Annotated in this window: 16 protein-coding genes and 1 pseudogene; 9 read left to right on the top strand and 8 right to left on the bottom strand. The window is 45.9% G+C overall.

What is annotated here, in order from left to right; translation table 11 throughout:
- The first annotated feature begins 54 nt into the window (after positions 1–54).
- Together pckA and ACED46_RS16300 are read left to right on the top strand one after the other, a co-directional pair.
- The gene (pckA, locus tag ACED46_RS16305) at positions 55–1680 is read left to right on the top strand and encodes a phosphoenolpyruvate carboxykinase (ATP) (protein ID WP_017062492.1); all 1626 of its coding nucleotides are present in this window, start codon (positions 55–57) and stop codon (positions 1678–1680) included.
- 154 nt (positions 1681–1834) lie between these two features.
- Positions 1835–3805 carry an AsmA family protein gene (locus ACED46_RS16300; protein WP_371721915.1) on the top strand — a complete coding sequence of 657 codons (1971 nt, stop codon included), beginning with the start codon at positions 1835–1837 and terminating at the stop codon, positions 3803–3805.
- Between the two features lie 57 nt (positions 3806–3862).
- On the opposite strand, the gene ACED46_RS16295 is transcribed toward ACED46_RS16300, so the two are convergent.
- The 3 genes from ACED46_RS16295 to ACED46_RS16285 are packed head-to-tail and all read right to left on the bottom strand — an operon-like array spanning position 3863 to position 6162.
- Positions 3863–4798 carry a bifunctional GNAT family N-acetyltransferase/hotdog fold thioesterase gene (locus ACED46_RS16295; protein ID WP_102428477.1) on the bottom strand — a complete coding sequence of 312 codons (936 nt, stop codon included), beginning with the start codon at positions 4796–4798 and terminating at the stop codon, positions 3863–3865.
- 16 nt (positions 4799–4814) lie between these two features.
- Positions 4815–5249 carry a D-aminoacyl-tRNA deacylase gene (dtd, locus tag ACED46_RS16290; RefSeq protein WP_004735590.1) on the bottom strand — a complete coding sequence of 145 codons (435 nt, stop codon included), beginning with the start codon at positions 5247–5249 and terminating at the stop codon, positions 4815–4817.
- Positions 5221–6162, bottom strand: a complete 942-nt coding sequence (locus tag ACED46_RS16285) for a virulence factor BrkB family protein (RefSeq protein WP_371721914.1) — start codon at positions 6160–6162, stop codon at positions 5221–5223. The genes dtd and ACED46_RS16285 overlap by 29 nt, the downstream gene beginning before the upstream one ends.
- Before the next feature lie 205 nt (positions 6163–6367).
- Here ACED46_RS16285 and ACED46_RS16280 point away from each other — a divergent pair, with 205 nt between their 5' ends.
- Together ACED46_RS16280 and ACED46_RS16275 are read left to right on the top strand one after the other, a co-directional pair.
- On the top strand, positions 6368–7009 hold the full coding sequence (locus ACED46_RS16280; RefSeq protein WP_123285155.1) for a DUF2959 domain-containing protein: 642 nt from the start codon (positions 6368–6370) through the stop codon (positions 7007–7009).
- A gap of 31 nt (positions 7010–7040) precedes the next feature.
- Positions 7041–7571 carry an AAA family ATPase gene (locus ACED46_RS16275; RefSeq protein ID WP_229648025.1) on the top strand — a complete coding sequence of 177 codons (531 nt, stop codon included), beginning with the start codon at positions 7041–7043 and terminating at the stop codon, positions 7569–7571.
- A 162-nt stretch (positions 7572–7733) separates the two neighbouring features.
- Here the strand turns inward: ACED46_RS16275 and typA are convergent, their stop codons facing one another.
- Positions 7734–9569, bottom strand: a complete 1836-nt coding sequence (typA, locus tag ACED46_RS16270) for a translational GTPase TypA (RefSeq protein WP_017070104.1) — start codon at positions 9567–9569, stop codon at positions 7734–7736.
- 562 nt (positions 9570–10131) lie between these two features.
- On the opposite strand from typA, the gene glnA reads away from it, so the two are divergent.
- The 5 genes and pseudogenes from glnA (at position 10132) to ACED46_RS16245 (ending at position 17811) form a co-directional block, all read left to right on the top strand.
- The gene (glnA, locus tag ACED46_RS16265; protein ID WP_017059221.1) at positions 10132–11541 is read left to right on the top strand and encodes a glutamate--ammonia ligase; all 1410 of its coding nucleotides are present in this window, start codon (positions 10132–10134) and stop codon (positions 11539–11541) included.
- Between the two features lie 214 nt (positions 11542–11755).
- The gene (locus tag ACED46_RS16260; RefSeq protein ID WP_371721913.1) at positions 11756–12319 is read left to right on the top strand and encodes a DUF4124 domain-containing protein; all 564 of its coding nucleotides are present in this window, start codon (positions 11756–11758) and stop codon (positions 12317–12319) included.
- Positions 12320–12487: 168 nt separating this feature from the next.
- Entirely contained in the window at positions 12488–13564 is a 1077-nt protein-coding gene (gene glnL / locus ACED46_RS16255; RefSeq protein WP_019826501.1) for a nitrogen regulation protein NR(II), read from the top strand.
- A 121-nt stretch (positions 13565–13685) separates the two neighbouring features.
- On the top strand, positions 13686–15089 hold the full coding sequence (gene glnG, locus ACED46_RS16250; RefSeq protein ID WP_017059224.1) for a nitrogen regulation protein NR(I): 1404 nt from the start codon (positions 13686–13688) through the stop codon (positions 15087–15089).
- Positions 15090–15197: 108 nt separating this feature from the next.
- Positions 15198–17811, top strand: a pseudogene (locus ACED46_RS16245) (EAL domain-containing protein).
- Positions 17812–17902: 91 nt separating this feature from the next.
- Here ACED46_RS16245 and hemN read toward each other — a convergent pair.
- From hemN to ACED46_RS16225, 4 genes are all read right to left on the bottom strand, one after another.
- Positions 17903–19294 carry an oxygen-independent coproporphyrinogen III oxidase gene (hemN, locus tag ACED46_RS16240; RefSeq protein WP_004735579.1) on the bottom strand — a complete coding sequence of 464 codons (1392 nt, stop codon included), beginning with the start codon at positions 19292–19294 and terminating at the stop codon, positions 17903–17905.
- A 284-nt stretch (positions 19295–19578) separates the two neighbouring features.
- Positions 19579–20067, bottom strand: coding sequence for a DUF2489 domain-containing protein (locus tag ACED46_RS16235; protein WP_017060164.1), 489 nt, complete (start codon positions 20065–20067; stop codon positions 19579–19581).
- A 6-nt stretch (positions 20068–20073) separates the two neighbouring features.
- On the bottom strand, positions 20074–20631 hold the full coding sequence (gene yihI / locus ACED46_RS16230; protein ID WP_017060163.1) for a Der GTPase-activating protein YihI: 558 nt from the start codon (positions 20629–20631) through the stop codon (positions 20074–20076).
- Positions 20631–21269 carry a class I SAM-dependent methyltransferase gene (locus ACED46_RS16225; protein ID WP_371721912.1) on the bottom strand — a complete coding sequence of 213 codons (639 nt, stop codon included), beginning with the start codon at positions 21267–21269 and terminating at the stop codon, positions 20631–20633. Before ACED46_RS16225 ends, yihI begins: the two co-directional genes overlap by 1 nt.
- Positions 21270–21613: the final 344 nt, after the last annotated feature.

Here is a 21613-nt window from a genome sequence, read left to right as displayed (position 1 = left end):
TAACAATAAAAAATTAATACAAAATCCCTACAAAATATCCTACAAGGAGCACCTATGACCGTTATGGAACATACAAAGGCTGCACAAATTGATCTAACTAAGCACGGACTGACTGGCGTTACTGAAGTTCTTCGTAATCCTAGCTACGAGCAGTTATTCGTTGAAGAAACACTGCCAGGTTTGGAAGGCTACGAAAAAGGCGTAGTAACGGAACTAGGCTCTGTTGCGGTAGACACTGGTATCTTTACTGGCCGCTCACCAAAAGATAAGTACATTGTTAAAGATGACACGACCCGCGATACCATGTGGTGGTCAGATCAAGGCAAAAATGACAACAAACCGATTACAACTGAAGTATGGAATGAGCTGAAAGAGCTTGTGACAACTCAGCTATCTGGCAAGCGCCTGTTTGTCATCGACGGTTATTGTGGTGCTAACCCTGATACGCGCTTAAGCGTGCGTATTATCACTGAAGTAGCGTGGCAAGCGCACTTCGTTAAGAACATGTTCATTCGTCCAACTGACGAAGAGCTAGCAACGTTCGAACCTGATTTCGTGGTAATGAACGGTGCTAAAACAACTAACCCTAACTGGGAAAAGCAGGGTCTAAACTCTGAAAACTTCGTTGCTTTCAACCTAACAGAGCGCGTTCAAATCATCGGTGGTACTTGGTACGGCGGTGAGATGAAGAAAGGCATGTTCGCAATGATGAACTACCTGCTTCCTCTGCAAGGCATTGCTTCAATGCACTGTAGTGCAAACGTCGGCGAGAAAGGCGATGTAGCCATCTTCTTCGGTCTATCTGGTACAGGTAAAACTACGCTTTCAACCGATCCTAAGCGTGAGCTAATCGGTGATGATGAGCACGGTTGGGATGACGATGGTATCTTCAACTTCGAAGGTGGTTGTTACGCGAAGACGATTCGTCTATCTAAAGAAGCAGAACCTGAAATCTACAATGCAATCCGTCGTGATGCACTACTAGAAAACGTAACAGTTCGTGGTGATGGTTCTATCGATTTTGATGACGGTTCAAAAACTGAGAACACTCGTGTTTCTTACCCAATTCACCACATCGATAACATCGTTAAACCAGTATCAAAAGCCGGTCACGCTCAAAAGGTTATCTTCCTGACTGCTGATGCATTCGGTGTACTGCCACCCGTTTCTAAACTGACTCCAGAGCAAACGAAGTACCACTTCCTATCTGGCTTCACTGCAAAACTAGCGGGCACTGAGCGTGGTATTACTGAGCCAACGCCAACGTTCTCTGCTGCATTTGGTGCGGCATTCTTAACTCTCCACCCAACTCAGTACGCTGAAGTGCTTGTGAAGCGTATGGAAGCAGCTGGCGCTGAAGCTTACCTAGTGAACACAGGTTGGAACGGTACTGGTAAACGTATCTCTATCCAAGATACGCGAGGCATCATCGACGCTATCCTAGATGGCTCAATCGACAACGCTGAAACTAAGGTTATCCCTATGTTTAACCTAGAAGTGCCACTAGCGCTGCACGATGTTGACCCAGCGATCCTTGACCCACGCGATACGTACACTGACCCTCTACAATGGGAAAGCAAAGCGAAAGATCTAGCCGAGCGCTTCATCAACAACTTTGATAAGTACACAGACAACGCTGAAGGTAAGTCACTGGTTGCAGCTGGTCCTCAACTGGACTAATCCAACCATCTGCTCGGGCTTAGCCAAAAGCAAACGCCCAATTTAAAATGATATTTTTGTAGCAAGCCCCTCTTTTGAGGGGCTTTTTTGTTGATGCTTGACCCTTTTTGTTCCACTCTGTTTTAAGACTATTGAAATTTAAGGCTTTCAGGGAATGAAAAAGGTATTCATGGTGTTCGGCATTGTGTTGGCTATCGCCGTTGCAACTATCGCAGCGCTGCTATTAAGCCTGCAGACCCAATACCGTGCGGATGTTGCCAACTTTTTTATCAAACATACGATTGAACAACCTGTATTCATTGAAGATGTTGAGTATCAGGCGCCTTATCACATCACCTTAATGGGCATTACCCAAAGCCAACCAGAAAAGCAAACACCTCTGTATATCGACAAGATCGATCTTTGGTTCAGCCCCAGCTCGATGACAGAGGCCAAACTGGTCTTTGAATCTGTTTTGATCAGCGGCCTACAATTAGAGGCAGACGATCTAAAAACACTGACTTCTTTATTTACCCAACCAAACATCAAGCTCCACCAGCTGGCCATCAACAATCTCGACTTTTCGACGCCAGAGTTTAATGCGCGAGGCATCGACCTACAGATCTCCGCCCCAACGTGGAACAACGATAACTCGCTGCTACCTTATGGAAAAACCCAACTCTCTGCCTCACAACTGTATTGGCAAGGTGAGGCATTCGATAATCTGTTGATTGACCTAGACTTAAAACCTAGCGACAGCACCCTTTATGGTGCTTCGTTTGACTGGCGTGGAGCCAAGATTTCTGGGCAAGCTGAACAATATCAACAAGATTGGTCGTTGGTGAATGTGACCGTCGATGGCTTACGACTCAATCAGAAACAGACCCAAAACCTACTAAGCAAAGAGTGGGATGTTGCAGGCATTAATATTAATCACATCAATAGCTTAGATATTCTGCGTAGCGACGTAGAGTGGCAAGATGGCCACCTCGCTGCCTTTGATGCCTCATTAGAAAATATCCAACTGCCTTTTGAAATCTGGAAACAACAGAAAGCCATTTTTTCTCTACAGGCAGAAGGAGTGACCATTGATGATGACATGTTCATCGAGCCAAGCCTCAAGCTCAACCTAGAAGCAAACCGGATTCTGATTGAGGATTTCTATACTCAATTCCTGCAGGGCACTGTTCAGCTCAATGGCGAAGTCGCCCCTAGCAGCATTCAATTGGCGCAGCTCGACCTGCAAGGCATCAAGTGGATTACCGAAAACCAAGATAGCCCTCTACCGGCCGCTCGCCTATTGCCTTGGCTCACACAGCTCCAGAACGTCGAGATTAACCGACTTAATATAGAACGCAGCCAACTTATCCAACTAGCACAAACGCCTTACTGGCAGGTCTCTGGATTACATGTCGAGGGGCATCAAGTTCAACTGCTGCAAGATAGAAAACTGGGCTTATGGCAAGGGAAGCTGATGGCGAGCGCCAATGATGCCAGCTACCAAAATATTCTCAGCGCACAGCCTGTGGTTGAGATGAATAGCGAACAAGGAAAATGGACGCTGACTCGTCTGTTTGCACCACTCAGGAATGGCTACATTGAAGCCAATGCAACGCTCGATTTTAACCAAATCAGCAAGCCATGGAGCTTAGATATTTCTGCCGATGGGTTACCCATTGCGCCTATGCTGCAGCGACTTGAATTACCACTCGATGCAACCGGCTATGGCGAGTTTGAACTTCAAGCCGCAGGTTTATATGGCGACTCACTGATGCTCGGTTACTCAACCACAGGGCAACTCACTGGCAGCGTTCGCCAGGGTGTGATGACCTTTAATGACAAGCTTTCTGAAACATCGACTGATAACGTGTTTGAAATTCCAGAGCTTAATGCGCATTTTGACCGTGGGCGCTTCACTCTCGAACCGATGCATATTATTGGTGCATCATCAGCAGAGCAAGGCGAACAAAGGGTTCAAACGCTCAATGGCGAGGCTTCTGGAGAACTCGACTTGCTTAAAGCTGAGCAACACACCCTCTCGATTACCCTATCGGACCCATGCCATCAAATCTCAGGAAAGCTCACCCAAGCTGAGTATTCGGAGATTAACGACTGCCAACAAAAAAACGCCACTCCACAGGAGTAGCGCCTTGTATCTGTATCTGTATCTGTATCTGTATCTGTATCTGTTAGCCAGTGTCAGCTATACGCTTACGTTGGAGTCTGTTGATAATCGCTTTTTGTAGTCAGGGATCAGCATATAGGTTCCCGTAAACTCTACCGCTTCCACATCGCCGCTATGAATGGTCACGTGAATGATGATACGTGCCTTTCTTCCTGACGCAAGGCGGTCCAAGTCACCACTGATCCCATCCAATGAAGTAGAGGCAACAGGGTTTTGCTCAACCGGGTGACGATAACGAATATTACTGTCTGCCAGCACGATATCACCGGTCAGCCCGCGTTCTTTCATCAATAACCAAGTCATCCCCCAACCAGTTAAGGTCGCTAAGGTAAAGGCAGAGCCTGCAAACATGGTATTATGCGGGTTCAAGTTGGGATTCAGCTGAGCACTACACTCAAATTGGTAACCCGTGTATTGGTTGATCTTGATGCCCATCTTGTCACTGATCGGGATCTGATGTTCCCAGCGCTGCTGAAGCTCATTACACCACTCAGGCTTACGCAGAACGTCTGCCATTGGGTCAAGATGCTTAACCATCTGTTGGTGACGCACAGGGCCACGTTGATCGTTAATCTCACCGCGACGTTCAAATTCATTCTTCTCATAAAATGAGATCGCATCTTCACGTGCATTACACACCAAGCGCTTAGCACCCTCTTGGCGAGCCAATGACTCAAGTGCGACTAGAATCAACGAACCCATGCCTTTACTTTGGCGAGATTTCTTCACCGCCATATAGCGGATCTGACCTTCCAGATCTGGGGTGATATACAGACGACCAATCGCCATCGGGCGACCACGACCATCAACAATCATGCGATGGTGACTCATTGGGTCATATTCATCGCGCTCAGAACCTACCGGCATTCGCCAAGGTTCACGGAGCATCTGCCAACGAAAATGGTAATACTTGTTTAGCTGATTTTCGGTGGTTGGTGTTATGAGTTTAAACATGCTTATTCCTTTAAGCCTAAACCTGCAGCCAGAATGTCACTGGGCCATCATTAACCAAAGACACTTTCATGTCGGCTGCGAATCGGCCACGTTCCGTTGGTAACACTGATTCACACTGGTCAGAGAAATAGTTATAAAGACGCTCAGCATCTTCTGGGTGAGCACCACGAGAGAACCCTGCTCGAGTCCCTTTCTTGGTATCGGCCGGCAGAGTGAATTGAGACACCACTAATACCTTACCTTCTACTTGCTTCACGTTGAGGTTCATTTTATCGTCTTCGTCTCCAAAGACACGATAAGTGGTCACTCGTTCCATCAAACGTTTGGCTTTGGCTTCGTCGTCACCTTTTTCTACGCCTAACAAAACTAATAAGCCTTGTTCAATCTCACCAACTACTTCGCCATCAACACGGACGGCAGCTTCACTTACTCTCTGGATCAGTGCTATCACTGTTGTTTCCTTGCTCTGTGATTTTGTCGTTATCCGAAGAGTGTACCATTTCTTTCGAGTCACTCCACTGTTCCTGCTCACCCAATGCAGCGGTCACCTCAGCACCCACCAGCACAATCAACCAGCACAAATAAACCCAGACAAAAAGAATGGGAATCGCCGCCAATGCGCCATAAATCAACTGGTAAGAAGGGAATTGAGTAATGTAGGCCGCGAAGCCTTTCTTACTGAGTTCGAACAACAGAGCCGCCACTAGAGAACCTGCAGCCGCATGAGAAAAGTGTATCTTTTTGTTGGGAACCAACAGGTACAGACCGAAAAACGCAAAGAAAGAGATAATCAAAGGCAGTTTGCGAATTACGGTATTAAAGGCGCCAGATACGACTTCATTTTGTAGCAGACTGAGCGATGTCACATACGAAGTGGCAGCAATACTCGCCCCAACCAAGATCGGCCCAAGTGTTAGCACCATCCAGTACATTGAGAACGACAATACCGCACGTCGCTTCTCATTAACACGCCAGATGTAGTTTAGGTTCTTATCGATATTCGAGATCAACATCAGTGCCGCAATGAACAAGAACACACTACCGACCGCCGTCATTTTTCCGGTATTGGCAACGAACTCTAACAAGGCACCGTGTACGGCATCCCCAGACGCGGGAACAAAGTTGGTAATAACGAAGTTTTGAATCACGATACCAACATCAGCAAAGATGGAGAATGACGACAAGATAGAGAGCAGAACCGTCAACATCGGTACGATCGAGAGCAAAGTAATGTACGCCAAGTAGCCCGCATTCACGTTGACTCTATCGTGCGTCATTCGCGCCAAAAGATAGCGAGAAAACTGAATACTGAGTGTGGCGACCTTTTTTATCTTCAACTTGTAACTCCCTTGTAACTCGTTCATAGTCCTAATTAATATTCCGTTGTATTAATCACAGTAAGTAAGGGTTCAAAAATAGCGTAGGAAAAAGGCTTGAGAACAAGGCAGAGTTTTTTGATAAGTAGTTATTCTACAATCAAAAATTCTAACGCTGTTATCGAGCATTTTAACAAGCTAGGTTGAGCAGTTATTTACTACGATTGATATTATTTAACTATAGGAAACTAGGATGCCTTATTTAATAGTTATAGTCCTCTCTATTTTTACTCTTACTGGATGCCAGTCAGCTTATTACTCCGCCATGGAGCAAGTGGGTTACCACAAGCGTGACATTATGGTCGATAGAGTGGAAGACGCTAAAGAGTCACAGCAGGATGCTCAGGAAGAGTTTACCAGCGCACTTGAAGCACTCAGCAGCCTGACTAACTTCAGTGGCGGCGACCTTGAAGACATGTACAACCAAATCAACGATAAATACCAAGACAGCGAGAAAGCCGCGCAAAATGTCAGTGATCGCATTGCTGCGATTGAAGATGTGTCGGATGCGCTGTTTGAAGAGTGGCAGAGTGAATTAGATCTCTACACCAGTGACTCACTGCGCCGCTCGAGTGAGCAAAAGCTTCGTGAAACTAAATCGTCTTACCAAACGATGCTGTCAGCAATGAAGCGCGCCGAGAAGAAAATGGACCCCGTGCTCAATACCCTTCGCGACAATACGCTTTACTTGAAGCACAACCTCAATGCGAGCGCTGTCGGTTCACTGCAGGGCGAGTTTATGAGCTTAGAAAAAGACATCGCCTACGCGATTAAGCAGATGAATGCAGCGATCGCCGAATCGGATAAGTTCCTAGCTCAGTTGAACCAAAAATAACGCCCGTAGACACAAATAAACATAAGCCCGTATGAACCCAATCATTATTACTGGCGGCCCTGGCGCCGGAAAAACCAAACTGATCAATGCCTTGGGTGATGCGGGTTACCCCACCTTCGCAGAGTCCTCTCGCCAGTTAATCGAACAGCAGAGCCAACTTGAGAACGGTATCTTACCTTGGTTAGACCTTCCGGGCTTTGCACGCCTATGTTTAACCGTCATGAGCGAACAAAAAGACCAAGCCAGTCAGCATCCTGTTGCCTTTCTCGATCGTGCCATTCCAGACATTTGTGGCTATTTGGCTCAGGCGAAACTAGAGATAAACACAACCTACCGAGAAGCGAGCCAAGGTTATCACCCCCAAGTGTTGTTCTGTCGCCCTGAGGCTTCAATTTATGTACAAGATGATGTGAGACCTTATCCGTTTGAGGAGGCGCTAGAGATTCACCACGCGTTAGAAAGAGTCTACCAAGAACTTGGCTATGAGGTGGTTGAAGTGCCGTTTATGCCAGTCGAAGAACGGCTTCAATTCGTTGAGCGTTACTTATGTATCAAAAGCTAGATCCCCAACTCGGTCGTTCCTCCCTCTTGAGGATGACGAAGACTTAAACACTCTTCGTATCTCGTTTAACCGTATCTAAACAAACTAAAAAACAAAAGCCCCGAGCAGCTAGGCTACTCGGGGCTTTCTTATCTACTTAGCTAGAAGCTAGTCAGCTGGCAATTAAGCCTTAGCTGGACGTGCTGCACGCTTACGTTCGTTTTCAGTAAGAAGCTTCTTACGGATACGAATGCTTACTGGCGTTACTTCTACTAGTTCGTCTTCGTCGATGAACTCAAGAGCTTGCTCTAGAGTGTGACGGATAGGTGGCGAAAGAACCTGTGCTTCATCAGTACCAGATGCACGAACGTTCGTTAGCTGCTTACCTTTCAGACAGTTTACTGTCAGGTCGTTTGAACGGTTATGAATACCGATAATTTGACCTTCGTATACTTCATCCGCGTGCTCAGCAAATAGACGACCACGTTCTTGTAGGTTGAATAGTGCGTAAGTCAGAGCTTTACCAGTTGCGTTCGAGATTAGAACACCGTTGTTACGTTGACCGATTACGCCGCCTTTGTGAGGGCCGTAGTGATCAAATGAGTGGTAAAGAAGACCAGAACCAGACGTTAGAGTTAGGAACTCAGTTTGGAAACCGATAAGACCACGAGAAGGCATCATGAAGTCCATGCGAACACGGCCTTTGCCATCTGGAGACATATCAGTTAGCTCACCTTTACGTAGACCGATGTTTTCCATGATGCCACCTTGGTGCTCTTCAAGCACGTCGATAGTCACAGTTTCAAACGGTTCAGTTAGGTTGCCATCTTCGTCTTTCTTGATGATAACTTCTGGACGAGATACAGCTAGTTCGAAGCCTTCACGACGCATGTTTTCAATCAGGATAGACAGGTGAAGTTCACCACGACCTGAAACACGGAAGCGATCCGGGTTATCAGTTTCTTCAACACGTAGTGCAACGTTGTGTACTAGTTCTTTTTCTAGACGCTCAAGGATGTTACGTGAAGTAACGAACTTACCTTCTTTACCCGCGAACGGAGAAGTGTTTACTTGGAACGTCATTGTTACTGTTGGTTCGTCAACAGAAAGCGGAGTCATTGCTTCAACATTGTTTTGGTCACAGATAGTGTCTGAAATCTTCAGCTCACCAAGACCAGTGATTGCAATGATGTCGCCAGCGTTAGCTTGCTCAACTTCGTGACGGTCAAGACCTAGGTAACCAAGAACTGTACCTACTTTACCGTTACGTTTTTTGCCTTCTGCATTGACGATAGTTACTTGTTGGTTTGGTTTAACAGAACCACGAGTAACACGAGCAACACCGATAACACCTACGTAAGAGCTGTAATCAAGTTGCGAAATTTGCATTTGTAGTGGACCGTCAAGGTCAACTGCGGGCGCGTCTACTGTATCAACAACAGCTTGGAACAATGGTTCCATGTTCTCGCCAGTTTCGCCTTCAGTCATTGTTGCCCAGCCGTTTAGAGCTGAAGCGTAAACAACTGTGAAGTCTAGTTGCTCATCAGTAGCACCTAGGTTGTCGAAAAGGTCGAATACTTGATCCATAACCCAATCAGGACGAGCGCCTGGGCGGTCAATCTTGTTGATTACAACGATTGGCTTAAGACCGTGTGCGAATGCTTTTTGCGTTACGAAACGAGTTTGAGGCATTGGGCCATCAACTGCGTCAACGATAAGCAGAACAGAGTCAACCATAGACATGATACGCTCAACTTCACCACCGAAGTCCGCGTGTCCCGGAGTATCTACGATGTTGATGCGGTAATCATTCCAGTTGATTGCTGTGTTCTTAGCAAGAATGGTAATGCCACGCTCTTTTTCGATGTCATTCGAATCCATGACACGCTCTTCAGCTTCACCACGAGACTCAAGAGTGCCTGACTGTTGTAGCAGTTTATCAACCAAAGTCGTTTTACCGTGGTCAACGTGCGCGATGATCGCGATATTTCTTAACTTATCAATCTGTGGAGTAGACATGGATTCTCGATTCACTCATAAAAGTAGCCGTCACTTATCTCAAAAGTTTGGATAATAACCGCTAGCTTGATTTAAAAAACGGTCAATAATATACCAGATTCTAGACAAAAACCCAGAAATATGTGATCTGAACCAAGGCTTTTTTCTTTATTAGCGATTCATATCCGCTTAACTTTGATTCAGTACAGTGTTGAGCAGCCAAATTCGTAGGACTCTAAAAAAGTATCACCTACGAGTGGCGAGCCAAATCTCCCGCAAAATAACAAAAGTGGATTGACAACTTAGGCAATTCATTGCTGAATGGTGCTCGCTTATGTCTCATATTGGTGCACAGACAAACAGTTGCACCAATAAAGTGCAACTAGAGATCATTTTGGTGCAAAAACCAGATTAAGAAAAATCGCAAAACAAGTAAATCATTGAAATTAATGGAATAATTTTTTTGGCACGTTTTTGGCAGTAGATAAATCAGCATCGATTAATGCACTTATAGACATTAATCAATGCTAGTTTCAACCGAATCGAGCTAATACCGAATTAATAACACTGGAGGTTATCCAAGATGTCAGTAGAAAATGTACTATCCCTGATCCAAGAGAACGAAGTTAAATTTATCGACTTACGTTTTACTGATACAAAAGGTAAAGAGCAGCATATCTCTATTCCTTCTCACCAAGTTGATGCAGACTTCTTCGAAGAAGGCAAAATGTTTGACGGCTCTTCAGTAGCTGGTTGGAAAGGCATTAACGAATCTGACATGGTAATGATGCCAGACGCAGCATCTGCTGTACTGGACCCATTCACAGAAGACGCAACACTAAACATCCGTTGTGACATCCTTGAGCCTGCAACAATGCAAGGCTACGACCGTGACCCACGCTCTATCGCTAAACGTTCTGAAGAGTACCTACGTTCTACAGGTATCGCAGACACAGTTCTAGTTGGTCCAGAGCCAGAATTCTTCCTATTTGACGACGTTAAGTTCTCAAACGACATGTCTGGTTCTTTCTTCAAGATCGATGACGTAGAAGCAGCTTGGAACACAGGTTCTGACTTCGAAGGCGGTAACAAAGGTCACCGTCCTGGCGTTAAAGGCGGTTACTTCCCAGTAGCTCCAGTAGATTCATCTCAAGACATCCGTTCAGCAATGTGTCTAGTAATGGAAGAGATGGGCCTAGTTGTTGAAGCTCACCACCATGAAGTAGCAACTGCGGGTCAAAACGAAATCGCTACTCGCTTCAACACGCTAACAGCGAAAGCTGATGAAACTCAAATCTACAAGTACGTTGTACACAACGTTGCTCACGCATTTGGTAAAACAGCGACATTCATGCCTAAGCCACTAGTTGGTGACAACGGTTCTGGTATGCACGTTCACCAATCTCTAGCAAAAGACGGCGTTAACCTGTTTGCTGGTGATAAGTACGGCGGCCTATCTGAAATGGCTCTTTACTACATCGGTGGTGTAATCAAGCACGCTCGTGCAATCAACGCGTTTGCTAACCCATCAACTAACTCGTACAAGCGTCTTGTACCTGGTTTCGAAGCACCTGTAATGCTTGCTTACTCAGCACGTAACCGTTCTGCTTCTATCCGTATCCCAGTAGTACCAAGCCCTAAAGCACGTCGTATCGAGCTACGTTTTGGTGACCCAGCAGCTAACCCATACCTATGCTACTCAGCAATGCTTATGGCTGGCCTTGACGGCATCAAGAACAAGATTCACCCAGGCGAAGCTATGGATAAAGATCTATACGACCTTCCTGCAGAAGAAGCAGCTGAAATCCCAACAGTTGCAGAATCTCTACAAGAAGCTCTAGCAGCGCTTAGCGAAGACCGTGAGTTCCTAACAGCTGGCGGCGTATTCTCTGACGATTTCATCGATTCTTACATCACTCTGAAATCTGACGACGTACAACGCGTGAACATGGCTACACACCCACTTGAGTTTGAACTGTACTACTCAGTTTAATCTCCTGTAGAGATAAGCCATTTCTTACTGCAACCTTGTAAGAATCGCTGACTAAATATTAGGCTCGCCTCGCAGGCGGGCCTTTTTTATATTCTCCCTCCCCCCGCTTCCTCGTACCATACCTTAGACAAAAGCCCTCAGAGGCTGTCGCGCTAAATACAATAAAACCAACGCCAAACGTGAAATCACCTAGCGGTGAAAAGAGGCTAAAGATATGAAAAACATACTGTTCCTAATCGGGTTAACAGTCGCGCTCTCGTGCTCTGCTCAAACGGTGTATACCTGGATAGATGAAGATGGCGTGCTCCACTTTAGTGATAACCCTAGCGCTCAAGATGCCGAGGCTCTTCGCCTGCCAGATGTGCAAGCTTCAGCACCCGCCCCTAAATTTGAGGCCTCGACTCCGGTTGACGCCGCAGCTTCCTCTACAACTAAAACGCCAGCTAAAACCCAGGCAGAAACCGAAACCACAAAGCGCGAGGTTCCTACTCAATTAGCCCTCACCATGTTGACTCCAGTTCATGATCAAACCATTCGTAGTAATCGCGGCTTAATCCCGATTCAGATAGAACTCAACCGAAAGCTTGGTATAGGTGAGCAATTACAATTGATGCTCGATGGCCGTCGATATGGCGCCCCACAGACCCAACCTATTTGGGAATTAAAAGGTATCGATCGAGGTACTCACACCATTGCAATTCAAGCACATAGAAGCGGCAAGCTTATTGCATCTACTAGTCCAGTCACCGTGTATTTACATCGAGCGACGCTCAAGTAGGCCAATGTGTTAAAAGAGGCCAAATAACCTCTACTTTTCACCTAATCGAAGCAGCTTTCAGCGACTCTAATGAATTATCTTTAGCTTCTGGTTGATATGCGCCATACTTGAACTTAGCTACGCACCAATTTGGTGCAGTGAGAAAAACACCAGTTCAAGGACGAAATAGTGAATCGATCAGCCAAAAGCGACAGCATAGATACACACCATCTTTCCAGCGCCATTCTCGACAATATGGTGACTTCGACATTAATGCTCGATGAGCAATTGTATGTCCGATACGCAAATCCGGCGGCTGAGCAGCTCTTTTCACAGAGCGCACGACGCATCGTTGATCATCCACTGAGCCAACTTATCCAACACGCTTCACTTGATTTGGCACTGTTGACGCAACCGCTACAAAGTGGCCAGAGCATTACCGACAGTGACGTTACCTTCGTTGTTGATAACCGCCCACTGATGCTTGAAGTCACGGTTAGCCCAATATCTTGGCAGCGAGAGACGCTGTTATTGGTTGAGATGCGCAAGATAGACCAGCAAAGACGCCTTAGCCAAGAGCTCAACCAACATGCACAACAACAAGCGGCTAAGTTGCTGGTACGCGGGTTAGCACATGAGATCAAAAATCCACTAGGTGGCTTAAGAGGTGCGGCGCAGTTACTTGGGAAAATGCTTCCTGATCAGTCTCTTAATGAATATACGCAGATCATTATTGAGCAAGCCGACCGCTTAAGAGCATTAGTCGACCGCCTGCTTGGCCCACAGAAGCCGGGGACTAAATCAGAAGAGAACCTTCACCAGATACTTGAGAAAGTCAGGCAGCTCGTAGAGCTCGAATCGGGTTCAACGCTCGCCATCGAAAGGGATTACGACCCGAGCCTACCGGACATCTTGATGGATTCGGCACAGGTTGAACAAGCGATGCTCAATATCGTGAGCAATGCAGCGCAGATTCTAAAGACTCAAGATTCTGGCAAAATCACCATTCGCACCAGAACGGTGCATCAAGCAAATATTCACGGGCAGCGACACAAACTCGCAGCTCGTATTGAGATCAGCGATAACGGTCCGGGCATCCCCGATGATTTAAAAGACACGCTGTTTTACCCAATGGTCAGCGGACGAGAAGGTGGAACAGGGCTGGGGCTATCGATTTCTCAAAACCTGATCGATCAACACAATGGGAAAATTGATGTTGAAAGCTGGCCAGGCAACACCACATTCACGATTTATCTACCGATTTAGGTCATAAGAACCTCGCTATTGGACAGCGAGATGAAAGGCTTAGCTCGGTAACACAAAGATTAAGACATCATAAAAACAACAATGATTATCACAATAGATTTGGCTGCAAAGGAATTGAATTATGAGTAAGGGATACGTTTGGGTCGTCGATGACGACAGCTCTATCCGCTGGGTAGTAGAGAAAACACTTTCATCTGCGGATATTAAGTGTGAAACATTTGCTGATGCTGAGAGCGTGTTGCTTGCGCTTGAGCGCGAGACACCGGACGTATTGGTGTCTGACATTCGCATGCCCGGCATTGACGGGATTGAGCTGTTGCATCAGGTTCATCAACGCTCTCCCGACCTGCCCGTGATCATTATGACCGCGCACTCAGACCTTGATGCGGCGGTGAATGCTTATCAAAAAGGCGCCTTTGAATATCTTCCAAAGCCGTTCGATATTGATGAAACACTGACTCTAGTCGAACGAGCGATCGCGCACAGCCAAGAGCAGAAACGCGAACAAGCCAGTGAGGTCGCTGAAGACACCAACGCGCCAGAAATCATCGGTGAAGCACCGGCAATGCAGGAGGTTTTCCGAGCGATTGGCCGTTTGTCTCGCTCATCCATATCCGTGCTGATCAATGGTGAATCGGGTACCGGTAAAGAATTGGTCGCTCACGCTCTGCATCGTCACAGCCCAAGAGCTAAGAAGCCCTTCATTGCCTTGAACATGGCAGCAATCCCCAAAGATCTGATCGAGTCTGAACTGTTTGGCCACGAAAAAGGTGCCTTTACCGGTGCTAACAGCGTTCGCCAAGGACGCTTTGAACAAGCCAACGGCGGCACCCTATTTCTGGATGAGATCGGTGACATGCCACTCGATATCCAAACTCGCTTGTTGCGTGTACTTTCTGATGGTCAGTTCTATCGTGTCGGCGGTCACTCTGCAGTTAAGGTAGACGTTCGTATCGTTGCCGCAACCCACCAAGATCTTGAGCGCTTAGTGCATGAAGGCGACTTCCGTGAAGACCTTTTCCACCGACTCAACGTTATCCGAATCCATATCCCAGCACTTCGCGAACGTAAACAAGACATTGAAAAGCTGACTCATCACTTCCTAGCATCCGCCGCCGAAGAGCTCGGTGTTGAAGTGAAGACACTGCATCCTGAGACCATTTTGAAGCTCAACCAGCTCAATTGGCCGGGTAACGTGCGTCAGCTTGAAAACATTTGTCGTTGGCTTACCGTGATGGCCAGCGGCAGCGAAATTCTTCCTTCAGACCTGCCACCAGAGCTGCTAGAAGAAAAAGTGGTGACCACCTCAGGAACTGGAGATAACTGGCAACAACTGCTCGCTAATTGGGCAAAGTGTGCGCTTGATTCAGGAGAAAAAGAGCTGCTAACTTATGCTCTGCCAGAATTTGAACGTATACTGCTAGAAGCTGCACTCCACCACACTAATGGTCATAAACAGGATGCAGCTAAGGTTTTGGGATGGGGAAGAAACACCCTAACTCGTAAACTCAAAGAACTGTACTAGACCTTATATGATTCTCGATGCAGCTACTTTTTAACCAAAAAAGTGTCGCTTGGTTTGAATAGTGTCGGTACAATTACAGTACACTATTCACCAAAGTTGTAGCTAAAGATGTCTTTGAAAACACAAATTACTTTGAGAACCGCAGTGGTTCTGCCATTCGTGATGATTTTTCTGTTCACTATGGGTGTAATGGTTTTCACTCAAAAGCTAAGCTACAAAGAGATGGTGAGTGATGTTAGTGCACGCCAGCTGACATCACTGACTGACAATGTTCATCAAAGCCTGTCTAATTTTTTAGAAAAGCCATTTCACGCCAACCTCTCGCTCAGCCATAACATCGGCTACCACCATCTTTATCAAGCAGGCAATCTTAGTAAGGTCCAAGACTATATTTTTTATACGTTTTCAGACCATTACACTGCTGTACCTCAACTCGATGCGATCGGCTTTGGTTCTGAAGATGGTAACTACGTCGGTTTCCGCAAAGAAGCCAACAAAGGCTACACCTTGATGGTGCAAGACGAACGCACCAATGATCAGCTGGTCATTTACCGTGGCAGCAAAATTAGTGAAGACATTCGATCGGTGATTTCAGGTTACGATCCTAGAATCCGTCCTTGGTACACACCCATTGCGACACAGAAAAAACCGTTATGGTCACCAATTTATGCCAATGCTGACGAACGTCAAGAAATCACCTTATCTGCTCTAGCGCCTATCTATGATGATAATGAATTCAAAGCCGTCGTAGTCAGCGACATCAAAATCAATACCTTCAATGCGTTTCTCAGAAAGCTCAAAGATAGAACGGATGCCTCTGTTTACATCATCGATAAGCAGCAACGCTTGGTCGCGCACTCAGGCGGAGACAGTGTCGTTTCATGGGGCACAGGACAAACCAACAAAGGGCAACGCAAACTAGCAACAGAGAGTGCTAATCCAGTCATACGTGAGAGTGCTAGCTACGTAGAGCAATTCCACCTAATCGAGAATTTGGGCGAGCAGCGCTTTAGTTTTAGCCTAGACAACGAACGCTACTTCAACCAAATCACCCCATACGAAGATGAGCACGGGCTCACGTGGTTTATTGGGGTGTCGATCCCTGAAAGCAATCTGCTCGGTGAATTGCCAGAAAATCAAAGAAACAGTTGGTTGCTTGGGCTAGCACTGAGCTGCATTGGGGTCATTGCAGGATTAATTGCCTTTAATCGCGCAACCCATCACCTCGACAGCGGATGCGGCAAAACGCCTTGCTAAGGGCGATTGGGACGCGAGCATGCCAAAAACAGGGCATATATATGAAACCAGCATGTTGGTCGAGTCATTCAATGAAATGACCAACAACTTAAAGGCTTCGTTTCATGCATTACAGTCTCAACTTACCTATGACTCATTAACCAAGCTATACAGCCGTGAAGGCTTTATTGACGCTGCCAAGAAACACCCCGACTACGAAAAAGGCACACTGTATTTGATTGGTATTGATCGCTTCCGAGACATCAATGACAGCCTAGGTCATTACAATGGCGACCAGCTACTTATCATTGCGGCCGCTCGTTTAAGAGGCACACTGCCATCCGAATACCTACTAGCTCGCACTGGTGGTGATGAGTTTGCCATCTACGCGCCAAACGTAACGCAAAGCGATGATGTTCAGCTGCTGACTAACCGCTTACTTCAAACCTTCGCTTCCCCATTTTCAATGGAATCGGAAAGCGTGGTGATTAAGGTATCGATGGGGATAGTGAATGTCTCGAATCTTCACGACATTACACTCCTGCTACGCAGCAGCAGCATTGCATTGAGCAATGCGAAACAAGATAAAACCAGTGTATGTATTTATAGCCTTGAAATGGGCAAAGCATCGAGACATCGCACCAAGATGTTAGCGCGGATGAACCGAGCGATTGAGCTTCAACAGTTCGAACCGTTTTATCAGCCTATTATTGATCTGGAATCTGGCTCGACCATAGGAGCAGAAGCTTTAGCTCGCTGGATAACGGATGAAGGGGTGATCTCGCCACTCGAGTTCATTCCTCTCGCGGAAGAGAGCGGGCTGATTTACGATATCGGCAAGCAAATTCTACATAAGTCGTGTCGCGATACTGCCATCGCAATTGAGTCAGGAAAATGGAGCAAGGACTTCTCTATTCACGTCAACCTGTCGGTCGATCAACTGAGTGAAAGTGGCTTTGTTGAACAAGTAAAAGGCACGCTACGTGACACAAATCTGCCAGCAAGCAACCTGACACTAGAGATCACCGAATCACGCATCGTCGACAACGACCCGACCATCATCGATAACATGCTGACTCTAAAAGCACTAGGGATATCAATTGCGATTGATGACTTTGGTACCGGCTATTCGTCACTGGCTTACTTACACAAACTGCCATTTGATTGCTTAAAGATCGATCGTAGCTTCGTCAGCAAGCTCGAAAAAGAGAACCTAGACAGCTCAATCGTCGCGGCCATCGTTAACATCACCAAAGGTTTCAAAGTGAGCTTAGTGGCAGAAGGCGTTGAAACACAGCAACAGGCAGAACTCCTCAAGCAATTAAAATGCCCACTGGCTCAAGGGTTCTTATACAGTCGTCCAGTTCCATTTGATCAGTGGCCAACCGATCTCATCAATGTTCAAAAGAATACCAACGCTCAACCGAATAACGAAGCCAAACAAATTACCAAAAGTAAACAAAGCACCAAAAAGGGCGTCACCTAGTCAGGTAGAAAGTCTTCCGTTAGCAAGACACAGATACAAAAATGCCAGCATAATGCTGGCATTTTTTATGTTTTTATTCTCAATCGAACGATTAAATCACACGAGAGAACTGCTGTTGGCGAGCCTTGGCACGTAGGTATTTATCGAAACACATACAGATATTACGAATCAACAAACGGCCACGCAAAGTCACGCGGATTTCTTTGTCGTCGACTTCAACCAACTCATCGTTGATGAAGGTTTGCAATAGCCCTAAATCTTCTTTGAAGTAACGATTAAAGTTAACCGAGAACTCAGATTCGATCATGGTTTTATCAAGCTTAAAGTTACAGATAAGCTGTTTGATCACTTCACGACGTAGAAGGTCGTCACTGTCTAGAGCAACACCTTTCCAAAGCGCGTGGCGCAGGTCATTCACTTGAGCGTAGTACTTCTTCAGCTCTTTCTGGTTTTGAGCGTAAGCATCACCGACCATTGAGATAGCAGAAACACCGAAACCAATTAGGTCAGCTTCACCTTGGGTCGTGTAGCCTTGGAAGTTACGATGCAGAATACCTTCACGCTGTGCTACTGCTAGCTCGTCTTCAGGCAGAGCAAAGTGATCCATACCAATGAACTGGTAGCCCGCGCCCGTTAAAGTTTCAATGGTATCTTGGAGGATTGCCATTTTCTCTTTTGGTTCAGGTAAGTCTTCATCTTTAATCTTACGCTGCGCGGCAAACAGTTGCGGCATGTGTGCGTAGTTAAATACCGATAAACGACCCGGTTTCATTTCTAACACTTGCTTCAATGTTTCCGCGAACAAAGCTTGAGTCTGCTTTGGTAAGCCATAGATCAAATCAAGGTTGGTTGAACGGAAGCCTAGCTCTTTCGCACGTTTAACCATCGCAATGATGAACTCTTCATCTTGCTCACGGTTAACCAGTTTCTGCACTTCTTTATTGAAGTCTTGCACGCCAATGCTCAGGCGGTTGAAGCCTTCGTTACGCAGGTGGTCAAGTACGTCTAGCTCAATCTCACGCGGGTCAACTTCAATACTGATTTCAGCGTCAGCTGTGAAGTTAAATTCCTCACGCAGAATCATCATCAAGCGAGTAATTTGTGTTTTGGTCAAGAACGTTGGCGTACCACCACCGAAGTGCAATTGCGTCACTTCACGGCCATTCAATAAAGAGGCGCGTTGGCGGATTTCATGTTCAATCACATCAAGGTACTCATCCGCTTTATGCGAGTGACGAGTAATGACTTTATTACAACCACAGTAGTAACAAAGCTTGTGGCAGAACGGGATATGCACGTAAAGAGAGAGTGGACGCTCAGGATATTGAGTACACGCCATGTCGTAATCAGCGACGGTAAACGCTTCATGAAACTCCAACGCAGTTGGGTATGAGGTGTAACGAGGTCCCGAATAGTTGTACTTGTTTAAGATCTCTTGATCCCAAACGATTTGCTGATTCGTTGTTACTGGCTTGCTCGACATTGCGGTATTTCCAATTTAGATCCGCGAGAACCTAAGGTCTCTCAAATCATTTTACATACATTAAAATATAGACGGGTTATTTTGCCACACGACCTGTAAGGTCGTTCCAAGACAAAATCAATTTTTTAGACAAAAACTCAGAACTGCTAGCTTGATCACTAACAAAGCGTCGGGATTAACGAGACGCAAAAGGTAAGAAGGCTCATTTAACACTATCTATAAAGATAAGGTGTCTCAAGAACACCCTGTATTAAACAAGCCTCTATTTTAAATAGTCTTAGCGACTAGATCATCTGAATGTTAATTTGGTTGTTGAGAGGTTTAACCTTCTCTTGCAACCTTTTCAGATCTTCAATGACCGCATCATTCAAGCGAGTCTCTGCCTTATGGCGCGTGAGATTCTGCTGCATGCGCTCTTTCTTCGTCAGTTCCTGTCTTGCCTCTCCGCGAGCCATATCTTTTACGATATGGTACAGCTCAGAAAGAGCAGGATACTCAGAATCAAAATCGACACGCTCATCACCCTGAACATTATCCATAATGATACACACTCGGATACTGATCTCAGGTAAGTCACATTGCCCTTGAATGCCCGCTAAGCACAAAGTATTTACGTTTTCGTAAATCGTCGCGTTGCGTTTTTCAATGGCTAGTGCTTGATGCTGCTTTTGCAACTCCGTCTGCTTCTTCACTTGAAGTAGAAGGTAACCTGCGTAAGAGCCCAAGCCGAGAATGATAATTCCACCAGCAATTGCTAATAAGGTTACGTTCACTGGCTATTAACCTTTAAAGCTGTCTAAATCGAAATCTTCGAATTGAGATAGCAAGTCTTCGTCAGAGCTCGCTTTCTTCTTAGAGGCAACCGGTGCTTCTTCGAAGATCTCTTCTTCATCGTCTTCTGGCTCTAGTAGACCTAAGCGGCCCATTAGGTGTTCGATACGATCAAGTTTCTCATCAACAAACTTCTGTAGACCAGCACCTAGGTTTTCACCATTTTCGATACGATCTAGGAGTGTGTTCAGTTGAGCGTCATTCTCAAGCATCTCTAACTCTTGTTCGTTAGATAGCTTGCGCTCTTGTTTAGTCGGCTTCTTCGCTGGTTCAACGATCAGCGGAATTTTTTTCTTGCTGCCTAAACGTGGATCACGAGCTTGTGCAGCTTTACGCTGTTTTGCTTCGCTACCATCTGAGTGACGGCTGCCAGACTTAAGGCCTTTACGCTTTTTAACACGCTTACGTTCACGACCTTCAACATCAGATTCACTACGGTTACGAGTAACCATAGGCTCCGGAGCGCCAAGTGCTCCCGGCTTTCTTGATTTCTTACTACGACCCATTACTGCACTTTCCTCAGTAAAATTACATCATTTCCAAAAAATTCTAGTTCGAGCTTATCCCGCTCTGCCAAAAACTGGAATGTTTGACGACTAAAGAAGACGACATGTGTCGGGTCATTCTTGTAGTGCCAACCAGCAAACGCGTCTACGTCTATTACTAGTTTAGTCATAAGACCAATCCAGCCCTTGGGTTTAACTAAATTCAACCATTGCTGCCACACTTTGTCTGGGTGATAAAGATGCTCTATCACCTCCGTGGCAGTCATAAAGTCATACGTTTTTTCCAACACAGAGGGTTCTAGGTGGTAATAGATATCGTACAACTCCATGGTGTGTCCGGCTTCTTCTAACATAATAGATAGCGTAGGGCCTGGGCCACAACCAAAATCCAACCCGTGTGAGTTAGATGAAATTTTGTCTGTTAGTGGATCCGCGATGCGAGATAAAAAGCGGCGATAGCCTGCATCACTAGGATCGTTCTCATGGAGATCATAGTGTGCTTTTTCTTCTTTTGCTTCTAACCTTTGTTCAGGTTTAACAAATACCAGTTCACATTGCTGACACTGCAGATAGGCTCTGCGTTTGTCTTCAAAATAGTGATTCACGCCTTGGTGATGGCATAAGGGACAAGTATACATAGCACATCCTTAAACAGGGATGCGAAACATACCAGAAACTGAGTTTATAGTGGATAGGTATTGGGTGTTTTTTCATCAAATCAATAAAAAAAGCGATAGGAAAACCTATCGCTCTCTAAATCTGCCTATATCGGCCAAAATTTGCATACTCAACTTGGTACACAAATCTCCATTTGTTATTGGTGCTTTCCATGCCAAATTTGTTTGTTGTTCATCGTCCTGATGAGTTTTGGCTATCCTTTTCTAACACCTTGTTGCTGGGCTGTCCTAGCCTGATCCATTTCTGTCTGTGCGACCTGAGGTCGTATGAAGCGTTGTTCACCGCTTAACGAGTGAACCATCTG

It is taken from the genome of Vibrio sp. 1S139 (assembly GCF_041439475.1).
GTDB classification, from domain to species: domain Bacteria; phylum Pseudomonadota; class Gammaproteobacteria; order Enterobacterales; family Vibrionaceae; genus Vibrio; species Vibrio crassostreae_C.
The sequence above is the reverse complement of the archived record's forward strand: the minus strand, read 5'-3'. Positions and strand labels throughout refer to the sequence as shown.